The sequence below is a fragment of the Aquabacterium sp. G14 genome (assembly GCF_037482285.1).
In the GTDB taxonomy this organism is placed as follows: Bacteria; Pseudomonadota; Gammaproteobacteria; order Burkholderiales; family Burkholderiaceae_C; genus Aquabacterium.
The window spans coordinates 84,146-99,379 of sequence record NZ_JBBEYB010000006.1; the positions used below are offsets into that span (position 1 = coordinate 84,146).

Here is a 15,234-nt window from a genome sequence, read left to right on the forward strand (position 1 = left end):
ATCTCTTTCAACCCTTCTCGACCCGACCCGGCCCCTCGCCCATGCTGCGCTCCCTGGTGCTGATCCTGTTGCTCCTCAACCTGGCCTTTTTCAGCTGGACCCAAGGCTGGCTGACTGCCCTGGTGGGCGTTGACCCGTCGCAGCAGCACGAGCCTCAGCGCCTGAGCCTGCAGGTGCATGCCGACCAGTTGGAGGTGATCCCGCCGGGTGTGCTGCCCTCAGCCAGTGCCGCGTCGGCGGCCTTGGCCCAGGCCATCGCCTCCGCCGCGTCCGACGGCAGCAGTGAGGCCGCCTCTTCGCCCATCCCCTCGCTGGCATCAAGCGCCTCGTCTGCGCCTACGGCGGCCAGCGCGGCCAGCACCACATCCGTGGCAGCAGGCCCGACGTCCTGCCTCAAGGCGGGGCCGTTCGGCTCCATGGAAATGGGCATCGTGCGCACCAACATCAAGCCCGTACTGGCCGATAACGCCTGGCGCGCCGAAGACGTCACCCTCGAAGGCCTGTGGTTTGTCTACATGGGCCCCTACCCGGACCGCGAGCTCTTCAACCGAAAGCAGGCTGAACTCAAGGCCATTGGTGGCCTCAGTTTCCGCGAGGTGCGCACCCCCACCAGCTTGGCCAATGGCTTCGTGCTGGGCCGCTATGAGCGCCCGGAAGAGGCCCAAGCCGCCCTCAACAAGCTGAAAGAGCGTGGTGTGCGCTCGGCCCGGGTCGTCATCATTCGCCCGCGCATGCAGGCCCAGAACGTCATCGTGCCGCAGGCCACCGCCAGCATGCAGACCAGCCTCAATGGCGTGCGCCTGCCGCAGGGCAAGCGCTTTGCTGCCTGCCCTTGACACGCCGCAGCGATCAGCGAAGCCTCCCGCAACAGGCATGAAAAAACCTCCCAAGGCGCGAGCCCTGGGAGGTTTGACGATCACGACGCAGGTGGCCTCAGCCACCCGCAACCGTCAGATCACTTGGCGATGACGCGGGCCATTTCCAGGCACTTGTTCGAGTAGCCCCACTCGTTGTCGTACCAGGCCACGACCTTCACGAAGGTCTTGTCCAGGGCGATACCGGCTTCGGCATCGAACACCGAGGTGCAGCTTTCGCCACGGAAGTCGGTGGCCACGACCTTGTCTTCGGTGTAACCCAGCACGCCCTTCATGGCGCCTTCCGAAGCGGCCTTCATGGCGTTGCAGATGTCTTCGTACGAAGCTTCCTTGTTCAGCTCCACGGTCAGGTCCACCACCGACACGTCGGAGGTGGGCACGCGGAAGGACATGCCGGTCAGCTTCTTGTTCAGCTCAGGAATCACCACGCCCACAGCCTTGGCAGCGCCGGTGCTGGAAGGAATGATGTTTTCCAGGATGCCACGGCCACCGCGCCAGTCTTTGTTCGACGGGCCGTCCACGGTCTTTTGCGTGGCGGTGGCAGCGTGCACGGTGGTCATCAGGCCGCGCTTGATGCCGAAGGTGTCGTTCAGCACCTTGGCCACGGGGGCCAGGCAGTTGGTGGTGCACGAAGCGTTCGAGATGATGGTCTGACCGGCGTAAGTCTTGTCGTTCACGCCGTAGACGAACATCGGTGTGTCGTCCTTGGACGGGGCCGACATGATGACCTTCTTGGCGCCCGCCTTGATGTGGGCTTCAGCGGTTTCCTTGGTCAGGAACAGGCCGGTCGATTCGATCACGACGTCGGCGCCGACTTCGTCCCACTTCAACTCAGCGGGGTTCTTCACAGCGGTCAGACGGATCTTCTTGCCGTTGACGACCAGGGTGTTGCCGTCCACGGACACGTCACCCTTGAAGCGGCCGTGCACGCTGTCGTACTTCAGCATGTAAGCCAGGTAGTCCGGCTCCAGCAGGTCGTTGATGCCGACGATTTCGACGTCGTTGGCGAAGTTCTGCACAGCAGCGCGGAACACCATGCGGCCGATGCGGCCAAAACCGTTGATACCAATCTTGATGGTCATGATCTTGTCTACCTTGCTCTAAGAAAACGAAAAACCGCTCAGGAAACCTGCTTACTTCTTCTTGGACAGCACCTTGCGCACCGTCGCCACCACGTTCTCGGTGGTGAAGCCGAAGTGCTTGAACAGCACGCCCGCCGGAGCCGACTCGCCGTAGGTGTCGATGCCGATCACGGCGTCGCAGCCATACTTCCACCAGAAGTCGGTCACACCCGCTTCAATGGCAATGCGCGGCAGCTTGTTGGGCAGCACGGCCTTCTTGTAGTCCATCGGCTGGCGGTCGAACACGGTGGTCGAAGGCATCGACACCACGCGCACCGGGATCTTCAACTCGGCCAGTTGTTGCTGGGCGTGCAGCGCCAGTTGCACTTCCGAACCGGTGGCGATGATCACGGCCACCGGCTTCTTCTTCAGGCCCACTTCCGAAGGCTCGGCCAACACGTAAGCACCTTGGGTGATCACGTCGGCATCGGCCTTGGGCGCATAAGGCAGGTTCTGGCGCGACAGCAGCAGCGCGCTGGGGCGGTGCTTGTTGGCCAAGGCCATGGACCAGGCCACGGCGGTTTCGGTGGTGTCAGCCGGACGCCAGACATCCAGACCCGGGATCAGACGCAGGCTGGCGGCGTGCTCGACGGACTGGTGGGTCGGACCGTCTTCGCCCAGACCGATGGAGTCGTGGGTGAACACGTGCACCACGCGGGTCTTCATCAGCGCAGCCATGCGGATGGCGTTGCGGCTGTAGTCCGAGAAAGTCAGGAAGGTGCCGGCGTAGGGGATGTAGCCACCGTGCAGGGCCACGCCGTTCATGATGGCGGCCATGCCGAACTCGCGCACACCGTAGTTGATGTGGCGGCCGGGCTTGCCGTCGGTCAGCACGACCTTGCCTTCGTCGTCCACGCGGAAAGCGGGAGTGTTCTTCGTGTTGGTCAGGTTCGAGCCGGTCAGGTCGGCCGAGCCGCCCAGCATTTCCGGCACACCAGCGGTGAAGAACTCCAGCGCGATCTGGCTGGCCTTGCGGCTGGCCACGGTCTCGGCCTTGTCGTGGGCTGCGGCCACGGCCTGCACCGCGATCTCGGCGAAGTTGGCGGGCAGCTCGCCAGCCATGCGGCGGGTGAACTCGGCAGCCAGCTCGGGGAAGGCCTTGGCGTAAGCGTCGAAACGCTGGTTCCAATCGTTGACGAGCAGCTCGCCATCGGCCTTGGCATTCCAGTCTTCGTAGACCTCGGCGGGAATCTCGAACGCACCGTGCGTCCAACCCAGGTTCTCGCGGGTCAGCTTGATTTCATCAGGGCCCAGGGGCTCGCCGTGCGCCTTGGCCGTGTTGGCGCGGTTGGGCGAACCATGGCCGATGGCCGTCTTGCACACGATCAGCGTGGGCTTGTCGGTGCTCAGCTTGGCCTTTTCGATGGCGCCGTCGATGGCGTCCACGTCATGGCCGTCCACATCGGTGATCACGTTCCAGCCGTAAGCGGCGAAACGCTGAGGCGTGTTGTCGATGAACCAGGGCGTGACCTGGCCGTCGATGGAGATGCCGTTGTCGTCGTACAGGGCGATCAGCTTGTTGAGCTTCCAGGCGCCAGCCAGCGCGCAGGCTTCGTGGCTGATGCCTTCCATCAGGCAACCATCGCCCAGGAAGGCGTAGGTGTAATGGTTGACGATGCTGTGGCCTTCACGGTTGAACTCGGTGGCCAGCAGCTTCTCGGCCAGGGCCATGCCCACGGCGTTGGTGATGCCTTGGCCCAGCGGGCCCGTGGTCGTTTCAACGCCCGGGGTGATGCCCACTTCGGGGTGACCGGGTGTCTTGCTGTGCATCTGGCGGAAGGCCTTGAGGTCGTCGATCGACAGGTCGTAGCCAGAGAGATGCAGCAGCGAATAGATCAGCATCGAGGCGTGACCGTTGGACAGCACGAAGCGGTCGCGGTCGGCCCACTGCGGCTGCGCCGGGTTGTGGCGCAGATGGCGCCCCCACAGAGCCACCGCCATGTCGGCCATGCCCATCGGGGCGCCGGGGTGACCGGAATTGGCTTGCTGGACGGCGTCCATGGCCAGCGCACGGATGGCGTTGGCCATGGCAGTGATGTTCTTGGTGGAGTTGGGCATGGTGGGATGGCGCAGAGACGGAAAACCGGCATTTTATCCGCTGGCAGACCTCCGCAGATCGAATCGACTGATCCCCCCGCTAAACGCCCACTCGCCATTGCGCGGGTGATCCACGCATAGACAGCCCCGGGATCACAACAGGCAGCACTTCACGTTGCAATTCACGGAATCGCGCCAAGATTGCTGCATCGCCGTCTTGCGCCAAGGCCACCTTCAGTTGATCCATCTCCGCCAATACATGACCAAGATGCAGTGTGTGGGGCAGCCTGACCATCTTGCCTCCCGGGTAGTTCGCAACCCGGAATGGATGAACTCGCCCCAGCAAGTAGGAGGCGATGCGCTCCATTACAAAAACTTTGCGCTGCACCAGCTTGGATGCCCCGCTCGCCACGGTGTACACAAAGCCTTCGCAGAGTCCTTCTCGCAACTCCCCTTGCTCAGATGCTTGAACCAGGCGCTCACACACGGCCAACCATGTTCGCCAGAACGCGGGCTTGGCGAAAAAGAAATTGGAGAACACCGCGCTGTGTGCGTGATGCACCATGCGCGCCACCTCGCATTCATCCCCCATGCCGCTGAAAAAACGCTGGCAAACCTCGACAAAGCCCGGGTCAAACAGTTGTTGCTGCTCAAAGACGTTCAGAAAACAAGCGACATGCTCGGGGTAGGGTGAGAACAACACCACATCTGCCTGTGGCACCGACTCAATAAAGGCCAGTACATCTGCACCACTGAGCCCTGTCTTCAGAGCAAACTTGGGCGACAAAAACCCGTACAACGTGGACTCATCAATGTCTGCCTCTGCGAAGAACCGCCTGATCGGCCAGTACTCAAACCAATCCGGCTTGGTTGCTTGATCGTTCGCTAAAGGCTCGAAGTCTGGATCGACCATCAAACGGCTCGCCTCGTCGTACACGATCTGGAAGCCTCGCACCCCAGGCAAAGCGATGGCCTGCGAACGCCCCCCACTCCGCCCCCACGTCAAGATCCGCTTCACAAATTGCACAGTACATTCCCAGACATCAGCGATACCCTTCGCGCCCCGCAGAGCGTCAAGCGCCACAAGCTAACATTCGTCACCCTCGGCCAAAGCACCTCATCGCAAACACCATGCGTCATATCCACTGGCTGCGCAACACGCTCCGCAACAAGTTCAATCGCACCTTCATTGGCAAAGCGCTTGTCAACCTCACCACACCCGATCAGCAATCAATTTGCTTCGTCTCGGCTACCCGACTCAGCGAAAAAGACTTTTGGACCAAGAGCCTACTGGGCCGAAGCCTGCGCCCGCGCCTGAATCAGAGCACCATCACCTGCCGCATCGCGTTCGACAACACCCGTGGCTTACCAGACATCTACAACGAAGCCATTCAAGGTATTGAGGCCGATATTTTGGTGTTCCTGCATGACGATGTATGGCTGGAAGACACGCAATTGATGCAGAAAATCAGGGCGGCACTCAAGTGGAATGACGTGATCGGGGTGGCCGGCAACATCCGCAGAGTAGCCGGTCAACCCGCTTGGCTTTTCCTGCGAGGAGCGGATGGCAATTTGGAGCTCGATCGCCCCAACCTGTCTGGCAGCATCAAACACGGTGAACCTGGCAAATCCGCGCCATCGCACTTTGGCGCCGCCCCCGCTGCATGCGAGTTGATGGATGGGGTGTTCCTTGCTGCCAAACGACAAGGTCTGCTGGCCTCGAACGTCGGATTCGACCCCGCGTTCAAATTTGATTTTTATGACATGGACTTCTGCCGCGCAGCTCGTCAAGCTGGGCTGACCTTGAGCACCTGGCCCATCGACCTGATTCACCTCAGCTCAGGCCTGTTTGGCAGCGCGTCATGGCAAGCAATGGAAAAAGTGTACTTCGCCAAATGGTCATGAAGCGCCGCTTGGCACCGTCGCTCTGATGACATATTGCAAGGGGCGCGCATCCAAAACAGCCTCCCGTGGATCAGCGCCGCTCACCTCGGCCAACTCCTCGATGACCGGCGCAACAACATCGTAGCCCGGCTCAACGAATACGCGAGGAATCAAAGCGTCCACTGCAAACCCTGCCTCTGCAAACATTTGCAAGATGGTTTTACGTGTGAACCACCTCAGGTGAGTTCGGTCCAGCAAACCCGACGCTTCGTAGCGAAACTCACCGACATTGAGTCTCACCTGCACCGACCAATGCTGAGCATTCGGGATACATGCCACCACGACGCCACCAGGCTGCATCGACTCCCGCACGCGCCGTAGCACCGCCCACGGGTCCTTCATGTGCTCCAAGGTGTCGCCAAACACCCAGACATCGGCTCCCATGCTATAAAAATTTTCTGGGGCCTGATCGATGTCCAGCACCTTGACCTCGTCACAATGGCGACGCGCGAGGTCGACATAAGACGCATCGATATCGCACCCGAGATACCAACACCCCGGATTACGCAATTTGTAGTCCCGCGCCAGCGCGCCAGAACTGCAACCAATCTCCACGATGCGTCGCGCATGGAGCGGCATCACCCCCAGCAAATCGGGATTGGAGTCCTCATGAACCGGTGTCTGCTGCATTGCGTCACTCACCCTCAACACTGACATGCGCCGGCCCACGCACGCAAGGCCATCACGGCCTCGTCCAAATGAGCCTGCGGCGCCGACAAAACCATGCCGTCATCCCGATCCATGCTGAAAAGCGGGAAATCATATTTCTCCTGCAACCTCAGCAACCCGGGATAGCGCTCTTCGCGGGGCTGCTCCGGCAATGCACGCACCAGTATGCCCAGACCGCGATGAACCGCCAACTGCCCCCCCGCCTGCCCCAGCCGGTAGGACCACTCTTCCTCCAGCGCCCAACCCACGCCAACCAACTCGTCGTCGAAATCCGTCACTGGCAAGCCGCCGCCCAAGCGCACACCCAAAACCACGCCATCCAAAATGGACTGCTGTCCCACCAGCATGTCACCAGACGTGCCCAAACACTGCACGTCGTACATGCCCGGCGCATCGCGCGCCTCGACGATAAAGCCAGCCGACTTGACGGCAAACTCATCGCCGCGCCAGTGAGAGCGTGTCCAACGTGTCGCCCCGGCCACACTGACCGCAGTGTGCTGCGCCAACGACGCCAACATGACTGCCAAGAAATCGGGAGCCACGGCCTCAGCCACCCACTGCATGATGATCAACACATCGGCGTGACCACCGGTCATCCAGGCTTGATACGCTCGACCTCGAGCACGCTCACTGCACCGCTCAAACTTCACAGAGCAACCAGCAGGCACGCGCCAGGTGCTCTGCATCCGCATCACCCACGCATCAAAATACTCAGGATCATCGCAAGGCACCAAGACCACCACGCGTTTCGGCTCAGGGCCAAAACCTGTCGTCTCTGAGGCCGGGGGCACGTCTTCGCCCCGTGCGCTCAAACAGGCGCGATACAGGCGCAACTGCGCCACGTCGAATGAATCGCTGGAGCCCACCGCCTCCGCACGCGCCAACCAGTCTTGCGCGGCGATCAGATCACCCGAGATCAGCAACCATCGGATGACCACAATCATGGCACCGACCTGATCGTCGCGGTCGAACGTTGGCAGCCGCTCCGACAGATAGGCGATTGCCTCACCGTAGCTTCCCTTGTCTCCCAACTGCTGCGCCACAAACAAATGCGCACCGCCGTGGTCGGGATGCAGCGCCAAACAATGATTCAGGATCCGGACAGCGGCGTCCCCATTACCAGCTCGCCACACGCCGTAGGCACGCCGCATCAACTCCTTGGCCGGCAACGGGGGAATGTCGTGCTGGTAACTCAGGCCATCTTGGTGCTTGTCACGCAGATATGCCTCACAAGCTTGTTCAAAATCATGAGCAAACATTTGCCCATTACCCAGCGAAGTCTCTTTGAAACGCCCCCTGGCTGTACGCTTGAACGTGCGCAAGAAATCAGCATCGTGGGCTGCCTGAATGGCTTTCTGCACATAGGCCTCGTCGCTGTGCGCAACCCAATCCTCAAAACCCAGGTTCGCCATGGCAGACAAGCCCATGCGACTGATCAGCGAGTCGCCAGCTCGCGTGATCACCGGAACCCCCATATAAGTCGCAAAACAAGTCGTGGTCCCACCATTGAAAGGGTAGGTATCGAGAATGATGTCGATGTCGTTATAGGAGTTGAAGTACGCCGCGCCGCCCTGCGCATCCAGCAGGTCAACGCGCTCCATGTCAAAGCCATGCTCGGCCATCCGCTTCGCCATTGCCGCCCTGGCATTCGGATCTTCAAAGTTGATGGCGCGAATGGCCAACCGGCTGCCAGGCACTCCGTCCAAAATGCGACGCCACAGCCCCATCACCTCGGGGTTGATCTTGGCAATGTTACCCACACAAGCAAACGTCACAAAGCCGTTGCGCTCCGATGGAGGCACATCAGCCAACGTCCCCTCATCGGTATCCATGGGGTCATAGCACCAGAAGGAGGACGGCAGCACCATTGGCTTCTCGGCGTAATGGTGCGCCACATGATCATTCGCAATGAAGCGGTCGATCATCTTCGCATCAATCGACGTGAGCCCTGTCGTCGGGGGGTAGCCAATACCCGTGATCTGCAAAGCGGCAAAACGATTGTTCTTGAACAACAACAAGCGGTTGGCCGAGGTATGCCCCGCCATTTCCACCAAGATGTCGAGTTGATGAGATCGCATCAACTCGAACAGTTGCACGTCATTGAGCAAAAACACGTCGTGAAAGTGGTCGCATGACACCTTCATGGCCTCAGTCTGGGCATCCGATGCGAAGCAATCGTGATACAGATGCACCTCAAAGCGTGAGCGATCGTGATTTTCGAGCAGAGGACGGAAAAAATATCGAACGGAATGATTGCGCAAGTCCGGCGACCAGTAACCGATCCGGAGCTTCCCTTCCGTTGGCACACGGCTTGGCAATGGCGTGATCGTGCAGTCTTCACCGACCTCTTGGGCTCGGCGCTTGGCCTCATCGGCCAACAAGGTGTCACGCAAGGTGGCCGCCCAGAAGCGATGCTCCATTGCGGTCTCTTGCTCGCTGCCACAGTAACTCAATGGAAACAGATAGGCATTGGCCATGCGCAGGCTGTCAAATGCGCCTAACCACCCCTTCATGTAGAAATGCCGCGCGCGCGCTGTGTCTCCCATCTTGAAGCACAGGGCGGCATAAATTGCATAAATATTCCCGAAGTCTGGCTCACAGATATGAATGTGTTCCAGCAACTCCAGCGCACGGGTAGTTTCTCGGTTATCGACCAAGCTTTTGGCGTAGTTGGCCACGCCAGGTATATACGCGTCATTCAGCGAATACGCCAACTCAAACTGCGCCCGCCCCTCTTGCTCACGGCCCACGTCCACATAGCACGCCCCCAAGCTGTTGATCAACTCCACATTCTGTTTGTCAACAGCCAAGCATTCTTCGTACAGCAAGATGGCCTCGTGCAACTCACCGCGCATACGGTGGTTATCAGCATCACGGATCTTGGCATTCAAGTCGAACGCGTCCACCTTCGACGCCTTCCGAAAGCCCAACAGACGACCAAACAGCGAGGACAGCATCAACTCACACCTTTACATGCCCGATCAGGCGCTGGCTTTCTTGGACAAGGCCACGACCAAACCCTCGGTGGCCATGTCGGCAAATTCATCAGGGTATCCGCACTCCTTCAGCCCCCATTTGAAGGCATTGGCCATCACAGCCCGCCCCATGAAGCCAATATTCTGGGCTTCCTTGAAATCGGACGCTGCTTTGTAAACACGCTCCAGATGTCGTGTGATTTTGTTAACCGAGACCTTACCGCGGCCATCCTGAATCAAGGTCGGCGGCAGATCTTTCACCAGCACAGCCAGCTGCTGAGCCACGAAGCTTTTCTCTTGTGTTCGGCTGAAGAAGTTCCAGATACTCATGCAATACCTCAAATAGAAAAGCCCCTCGAAGAGGGGCTTGCACAAAGCTCAATGAGCTTAGCCGCGGCACGAACCCGGCACATAGCGGGTGTCCGAACCCGAGCAAGTCCAAGTCAGCGAACCGTTGGCTGCCGAGGACGGGGTCAAGGTCAGCGTGATGGCAGCACCAACCGAAGACGTGGCAGAACTGCCGGTCACTGTGATCAGACCAGTCGTCGCAACGCTCGCGCCGGTAACTTTCCCGCCAACAACGATAGAGCAGTCAGAGGCCAAAGAGCTAGGGAATACACCGTTATTCGCCTGGAAAGCTTCGGTAATACAGGTGCGTGCACCGCTGGCCGCCAGCATCAGTTCCGACACCTTGGCACGGATGGTGTAGTTTTGGTAAGCAGGCAGCGCCACGGCAGCCAGAATACCAATGATGGCCACCACGATCATCAGTTCGATCAGGGTGAAGCCCTTTTGCACTTGCTTCATCATCTTCATGGTTAACTCCTAAGGCTTTCGCCCGTTTGAGATCAGAGGTCACCCCCTGGAACTGAGGGTGTGCAACATCGTAATGCACGGCACGTGCCAAGCCAAGAGCATCGCCACCTGTGCCAATTTACTCACACTTCAGAGGCCCGGTATGACAAAAAGCGCCCGCAGCGGCAACGCATTGAATCAGACCCGACCAAATTGGTCACATCTAAAGGTGGTCTGACCAATCGTGTCGCCCCCTCCCAGCAGCCCGCATGGACTTCACTGCTTAGCGGCGACGGGGAACTCACTGAACAATTGCCTGAAGTAAGCCGAGCGCACAAAAATCCACGCCATGCAGCCATCCAGGAGTGCAAATCCCGCCATCGCCACCTGAGCCCTCGTGAGCTCCCAATTGCCCTGAGTCGATGCATAAGTGAACCATGCCACATTGCAGGCTGCGGTCAACACAACCCAAACGTGCGTCCGACTCCATATCGAACGCCATACCCCACCCGCCTCAGGCTGGCGACTCCCGGCTGCAATCAACGCAGCCAAGGCGAAGGTCTCGCCAGCCAAGGCCAGCCAGGGCACCTTGTTGCCCATCATTTCAAAAATGGTACCAGCCTGCTGAGCTGACACCAACATGATCAACATCAGCACCCAATATCTGACCAACACCGCCATGCCAAGCCAAAATGTGCCCGGCACACGCAAAACGCCATATTGATCGACGTCTAATAATCTCTCGTCCATTGATAACCTTGTGATGGCCCCAGGCTTCAGAGGGAATGCCCCCAGCGCATTGAATCACATCTGCCGCCGGTCCACGACCGGTGCATGAAACCGCTGTCCTTCACGTAGCGGCTCAATCACATGCCGGGTGTCCAGCGCACGGATCTGCGACAACACGGCCGGAACCTCGCCGGGTTTCGGGTGCGTGATGTACACACTCACTTCGCCATCCAACTGCAACAACTCTTGCGCCAGGGTTTGGGGTGAGAGGTGCCCACTGATGTCGGCCAGATAAGCCTCTTCATCGCCAAAAGCGGTTTCGATCACCAGTTGCGCAATTTTCTGCCCGGCCAAAACATCCCACAGCGCAGGGTTGGGGCCAGTATCCCCGGTGAACACCCACCAGCCCAGCGGCGTCTCCACGCCAAAGCCCACCGCAGGCACGGTGTGGGCAGCCGGCAGCACATGCACCACGCGCTCGGGCAAAGCACCTCGGGCCGGGAACGAGAGCACGTCGCCCACCGCCAACTCATGAAACACGAGTATCGGGTGCTGTACGCTGGGCAAGCGCGTGAAGTCGGGCCAGATCACACCGTTGAACAGGTGGTCGCGCATGGCCTGCAAGGTTTCAGGCAGCGCGTGGACGTGAATGGGGCGCAAGGCCGCTGGCCCTGCGCCGCCCATGCGCAGCTTGATCACACTGTCGGCCAGCAAGGGAATGCTGAGGATGTGATCCAGGTGGCTGTGACTGATCAGAATGTGATTGATGCGGGCGAGCTCGTCCAGCCGCAGCTCACCCACGCCGGTACCCGCATCGATCAGGACGTCGTCGTCCAGCAAGAAAGACGTGGTGTGACACCGCGCCGCGATGGAGCCCGAGCAGCCCAGAACACGAATCATTTCAAGGCCCCGACGCTAGTTGCGCACATCAGCCTTGCATGAACTGCATCTGGGTGCCCGCCAGCTCAATCACGTCACCGCTCTTGAGGTGTACCGGCTCAGCCCCCACAGGGGCGCCATTGATCAGAGGACGCGCAGCGCCTTCGACGTGGGCGAACACATAGCCACCTGGACGCTTGGTGAGCGAAGCCACCTGCACACCCGGCTTACCTACCGTGGTCACCACCTTGGTCAGTGGCACCTCACGTCCGGCTGCAGCACCATTGAGCACTTTGATGAGGGCCGGCGCCTGCGGTGCCAAGCCACCAAAGCCCGATGCCAAACCGCCAGGTGCCGAGTGTCCGAAGCCAGAGGCTGCTTGCGGCGTATAGGTGGCAGCCGGCGTGGGGGGCGCTGGACGCGGGGCAGCCATGGGAGAACCACCGGCCAGCGGCGAAGCCGGTGCTGCGGACACGGGAGCCCCGTGACGCATGATCATCGTCTTCTCGAACTCGTTGCTTTCCTCACCCAGGAACTTGATCTTGTACTTGCCGATCTCGACCGTGTCGTTGTGCTGCAGCAGCTGCTTCTTGACGGCGCGGCCATTGATGTAGGTGCCATTGGTGCTGTTGAGGTCTTCAATGAACACGTCGCTGCCCACCATCTGGAGCACGGCATGTTCCCCGCTGACAGCCAGGTTGTCGATCACGATGTCGTTGTAGGGACGCCGGCCCAAGGTGGTCTTGTCCTTGGTGAGTTGGACTTCTTTGATGACCACGCCGTCCAGCGAGACAACCAGTTTTCCCATTCGCAACCTCTCGGGTATGGATTACTTTTCTATGACAATCAACCAAGGCCACTCAGGCGCTTGAATGGCCACCACGACTTGGCGGACGACGGTTCATTCGACCCCACAGCGCGGGCCAGCACCACAGCGATATTATCCCGCCCGCCTGCTTCATTGGCGGCGGCGACAAGGGCTTCCCCCATGTCGGACAAACTCGGGTGTGACGCCATGATCTCGGCAATCTGCGCATCGCGCAACATGTCTGACAGGCCATCAGAGCACATCAGGTACACATCGCCGGGCATCACATCATGCTGATGGGTTTCGAGCAACACCATGTCTTCGACACCCAGGGCACGCGTGACCAGATTCTTGTTGGCAGCAAACTGAGCCTGTTCCGGGGTCAGCATGCCAGCATCAATTTGTTCTTGCAGTAACGAATGGTCTTTCGTGATCTGCTGCAAAACACCGTTGCGCCACCGATAACCACGCGAATCGCCGATGTGCCCCAAGAGCAAGCGCCCTGGCCTGAAGACACCCAATACCAAGGTGGTGCCCATGCCGGCGTAGGTCGGGTTGGAGTTGGCTGCGCCAAAGATTGCCTGGTTGGCGTTGTCGACACAGATGTCCATGGCGCGCTTGACATCGGCATCGCTGGCGATGGCCGAGGCTTCCTGCAACCAACGGCCCAATTCGGACTTGATGAAATCACAGGCCATGCCGCTGGCGACCTCGCCTGCGGCGTAACCACCCATGCCGTCAGCCAGCACGGCCACAGCACAGCTTTCATCCAGGGCGACCGAATCCTCGTTGTTGGTTCGCACCCGTCCGGTGTCAGTTTGACTATAGAACTCGAAGTTCATGCGCTGATTGTCGCTGGGTTTTGGTGATCGAAGTGAGCTCGCTCAGGCGAGAACTGGGGGGGTGAGCCGAACGGCCACTGCCCGCAGGTCATCGGCCATCTGACGCCCGTTGGCGTAACGGATGTTGGGATGCTTTTCCAACGCCAAGGCCACGATGTCCCCCACCGCGGCAGGCAGCTCCGGCCGCAAGTCGCACACATTGGGCACCTTGTCGCGCGCAATCGCCCGCATCAAGGTGGCCATGGAGTCGTTGCGGTAAGGCAGTTGGCCGGTGAGCAACTGAAACAGCGTCACGCCCAAGGAATACAGGTCGCTGCGGCCATCAATGACCTGTCCCGAGAGTTGCTCAGGTGACATGAACGTGGGAGTGCCCAGCACCACGCCGGTGCGGGTGCGTGCGGCATCGGCCACACGCGCCACGCCAAAGTCCATCACTTTCACGCTGTCGGTGGCCGGATCGATCATGATGTTGGCGGGCTTGATGTCGCGATGGGTCACGCCCCGCTCATGGGCGTAGGCCAAGGCCTCGGCCACGCGCGCGATGGTCAGCAGCACCTGACGCACAGGGAGCAAGCGGCCAGGCAAGGTGTACTGGCTGAGGTCGATGCCCTGTACCAACTCCATGGCGATGTAGGCCAGCCCATCGGACTCGCCCGCGTCGATGATGCTCACCACATCGGGGTGCTGAAGGCGACCCGACATCTCGGCTTCGCGCAGAAAGCGCGCCCGCGCGTCGGCCAGGTCACGCCCACTGAACTCCTGGTTGAGCGACATGGTCTTGAGCGCCACCTTGCGATCGGTGACGGGGTCGTAGCCGAGATAGACCGCGCCCATGGCCCCCCGACCAATCTCCTTCTCGACCACATACTTGCCCAACTGCTTGTGCTCGGCCTGTGGTGCCAGCGGGGACGGGACGGTGCCCCAGCGCTGCACGGTAGCGGCCTGGGCCAGCCCTCGTGCTCGCATCAGCCGTGGCTTGAGGTGATGTCGCTCGGGCTCGATGTCCACCATCTGCTCGTAGACATCTCGCGCCTGGTCGTAACGCGAAGCCTTCTCAAAAGCCTGCGCCACACGGTCCATGGCTTCCAGGGCGATGTCCCGCTGTGCGAGCTCGGGGACGAAACCTCTCAAGACCTCCCAAGCTCGGTCCAGCGCCCCCGTGTCGAGGTCGCGCAGCGCCTGGCGAATGCGAATCAGGTCGTTGCCGTCCTGGGTTGGGGCCGGTGGCAAGGTCGAAGGCCCTGTGTCGGGCTCGATGTCCTCGGGAAACAAGGAGGACAGATTGGACGTCGAGAATTGAGACTGGGGGCGGGTATTGGTGGGCACGTCCATGTAAGAGACGATGGTCTCAGGCCCGTAATCGGTTTCGCCCGCGTCGACGCGGGGCAGCGCGGCCTCGTCAAGGGGCGCCGTGTCCTGATAGGCCTGCGAGTCCGTCACGATAGGGCGCGTGTGCCGAGCCATCGGGCGGTTTCGGCGCTCACGCAACTGCCACATCAGCCACAGGCCCACGCCGAGCAGCACCGCCACGAAAACCATCAACCCATCCAACAGCGACAT

Annotated in this window: 14 protein-coding genes; 2 read left to right on the plus strand and 12 right to left on the minus strand. The window is 60.3% G+C overall.

Annotated elements, in window-relative coordinates; genetic code table 11:
* Positions 1–41: 41 nt before the first annotated feature.
* The gene (locus WIT60_RS08510; protein WP_339583511.1) at positions 42–836 is read left to right on the plus strand and encodes an SPOR domain-containing protein; all 795 of its coding nucleotides are present in this window, start codon (positions 42–44) and stop codon (positions 834–836) included.
* A gap of 119 nt (positions 837–955) precedes the next feature.
* Here the strand turns inward: WIT60_RS08510 and gap are convergent, their stop codons facing one another.
* The 3 genes from gap to WIT60_RS08525 form a co-directional block, all read right to left on the minus strand.
* Complete coding sequence (gap, locus tag WIT60_RS08515; RefSeq protein ID WP_339583512.1) at positions 956–1,957, minus strand: type I glyceraldehyde-3-phosphate dehydrogenase; 1,002 nt, start codon at positions 1,955–1,957, stop codon at positions 956–958.
* A 51-nt stretch (positions 1,958–2,008) separates the two neighbouring features.
* Positions 2,009–4,054: a transketolase gene (tkt, locus tag WIT60_RS08520; protein ID WP_339583513.1), complete on the minus strand. Its 2,046-nt coding sequence runs from the start codon at positions 4,052–4,054 to the stop codon at positions 2,009–2,011.
* 79 nt (positions 4,055–4,133) lie between these two features.
* Complete coding sequence (locus tag WIT60_RS08525; RefSeq protein ID WP_339583514.1) at positions 4,134–4,970, minus strand: hypothetical protein; 837 nt, start codon at positions 4,968–4,970, stop codon at positions 4,134–4,136.
* Positions 4,971–5,164: 194 nt separating this feature from the next.
* Here WIT60_RS08525 and WIT60_RS08530 point away from each other — a divergent pair, with 194 nt between their 5' ends.
* Positions 5,165–5,938: a glycosyltransferase gene (locus tag WIT60_RS08530; protein WP_339583515.1), complete on the plus strand. Its 774-nt coding sequence runs from the start codon at positions 5,165–5,167 to the stop codon at positions 5,936–5,938.
* Here WIT60_RS08530 and WIT60_RS08535 read toward each other — a convergent pair.
* The 9 genes from WIT60_RS08535 to WIT60_RS08575 all read right to left on the minus strand — a co-directional run bounded on the left by WIT60_RS08535 (position 5,933) and on the right by WIT60_RS08575 (position 15,213).
* Positions 5,933–6,607 carry a class I SAM-dependent methyltransferase gene (locus WIT60_RS08535; protein ID WP_339583516.1) on the minus strand — a complete coding sequence of 225 codons (675 nt, stop codon included), beginning with the start codon at positions 6,605–6,607 and terminating at the stop codon, positions 5,933–5,935. The genes WIT60_RS08530 and WIT60_RS08535 overlap by 6 nt on opposite strands.
* 14 nt (positions 6,608–6,621) lie before the next feature.
* A complete protein-coding gene (locus WIT60_RS08540) occupies positions 6,622–9,603 on the minus strand; it encodes an O-linked N-acetylglucosamine transferase family protein (protein WP_339583517.1) in 2,982 nt (993 codons plus the stop codon).
* A gap of 24 nt (positions 9,604–9,627) precedes the next feature.
* Positions 9,628–9,951 carry a hypothetical protein gene (locus WIT60_RS08545; RefSeq protein ID WP_339583518.1) on the minus strand — a complete coding sequence of 108 codons (324 nt, stop codon included), beginning with the start codon at positions 9,949–9,951 and terminating at the stop codon, positions 9,628–9,630.
* 57 nt (positions 9,952–10,008) lie between these two features.
* Positions 10,009–10,437: a pilin gene (locus WIT60_RS08550; protein ID WP_339583519.1), complete on the minus strand. Its 429-nt coding sequence runs from the start codon at positions 10,435–10,437 to the stop codon at positions 10,009–10,011.
* A gap of 255 nt (positions 10,438–10,692) precedes the next feature.
* The gene (locus WIT60_RS08555; RefSeq protein ID WP_339583520.1) at positions 10,693–11,166 is read right to left on the minus strand and encodes a DUF2919 family protein; all 474 of its coding nucleotides are present in this window, start codon (positions 11,164–11,166) and stop codon (positions 10,693–10,695) included.
* A 54-nt stretch (positions 11,167–11,220) separates the two neighbouring features.
* A complete protein-coding gene (locus tag WIT60_RS08560) occupies positions 11,221–12,045 on the minus strand; it encodes an MBL fold metallo-hydrolase (protein WP_339583521.1) in 825 nt (274 codons plus the stop codon).
* A 28-nt stretch (positions 12,046–12,073) separates the two neighbouring features.
* Positions 12,074–12,832, minus strand: coding sequence for an FHA domain-containing protein (locus WIT60_RS08565; RefSeq protein WP_339583522.1), 759 nt, complete (start codon positions 12,830–12,832; stop codon positions 12,074–12,076).
* A 38-nt stretch (positions 12,833–12,870) separates the two neighbouring features.
* Positions 12,871–13,674 (minus strand): Stp1/IreP family PP2C-type Ser/Thr phosphatase, encoded by an 804-nt coding sequence (locus WIT60_RS08570; RefSeq protein WP_339583523.1) that lies wholly within the window; start codon positions 13,672–13,674, stop codon positions 12,871–12,873.
* 42 nt (positions 13,675–13,716) lie between these two features.
* Positions 13,717–15,213 carry a serine/threonine-protein kinase gene (locus WIT60_RS08575; RefSeq protein WP_339583524.1) on the minus strand — a complete coding sequence of 499 codons (1,497 nt, stop codon included), beginning with the start codon at positions 15,211–15,213 and terminating at the stop codon, positions 13,717–13,719.
* Between the last annotated feature and the right edge of the window lie 21 nt (positions 15,214–15,234).

Coding starts and splice junctions, on each gene's coding strand:
- gap (WP_339583512.1), bottom strand. CDS start 1,957: ATGACCATCAAGATTGGTATCAACGGTTTTGGCCGCATCGGCCGCATG.
- tkt (WP_339583513.1), bottom strand. CDS start 4,054: ATGCCCAACTCCACCAAGAACATCACTGCCATGGCCAACGCCATCCGT.
- WIT60_RS08545 (WP_339583518.1), bottom strand. CDS start 9,951: ATGAGTATCTGGAACTTCTTCAGCCGAACACAAGAGAAAAGCTTCGTG.
- WIT60_RS08550 (WP_339583519.1), bottom strand. CDS start 10,437: ATGAAGATGATGAAGCAAGTGCAAAAGGGCTTCACCCTGATCGAACTG.
- WIT60_RS08540 (WP_339583517.1), bottom strand. CDS start 9,603: ATGCTGTCCTCGCTGTTTGGTCGTCTGTTGGGCTTTCGGAAGGCGTCG.
- WIT60_RS08555 (WP_339583520.1), bottom strand. CDS start 11,166: ATGGACGAGAGATTATTAGACGTCGATCAATATGGCGTTTTGCGTGTG.
- WIT60_RS08560 (WP_339583521.1), bottom strand. CDS start 12,045: ATGATTCGTGTTCTGGGCTGCTCGGGCTCCATCGCGGCGCGGTGTCAC.
- WIT60_RS08570 (WP_339583523.1), bottom strand. CDS start 13,674: ATGAACTTCGAGTTCTATAGTCAAACTGACACCGGACGGGTGCGAACC.
- WIT60_RS08530 (WP_339583515.1), top strand. CDS start 5,165: ATGCGTCATATCCACTGGCTGCGCAACACGCTCCGCAACAAGTTCAAT.
- WIT60_RS08535 (WP_339583516.1), bottom strand. CDS start 6,607: ATGCAGCAGACACCGGTTCATGAGGACTCCAATCCCGATTTGCTGGGG.
- WIT60_RS08510 (WP_339583511.1), top strand. CDS start 42: ATGCTGCGCTCCCTGGTGCTGATCCTGTTGCTCCTCAACCTGGCCTTT.
- WIT60_RS08575 (WP_339583524.1), bottom strand. CDS start 15,213: ATGGTTTTCGTGGCGGTGCTGCTCGGCGTGGGCCTGTGGCTGATGTGG.
- WIT60_RS08565 (WP_339583522.1), bottom strand. CDS start 12,832: ATGGGAAAACTGGTTGTCTCGCTGGACGGCGTGGTCATCAAAGAAGTC.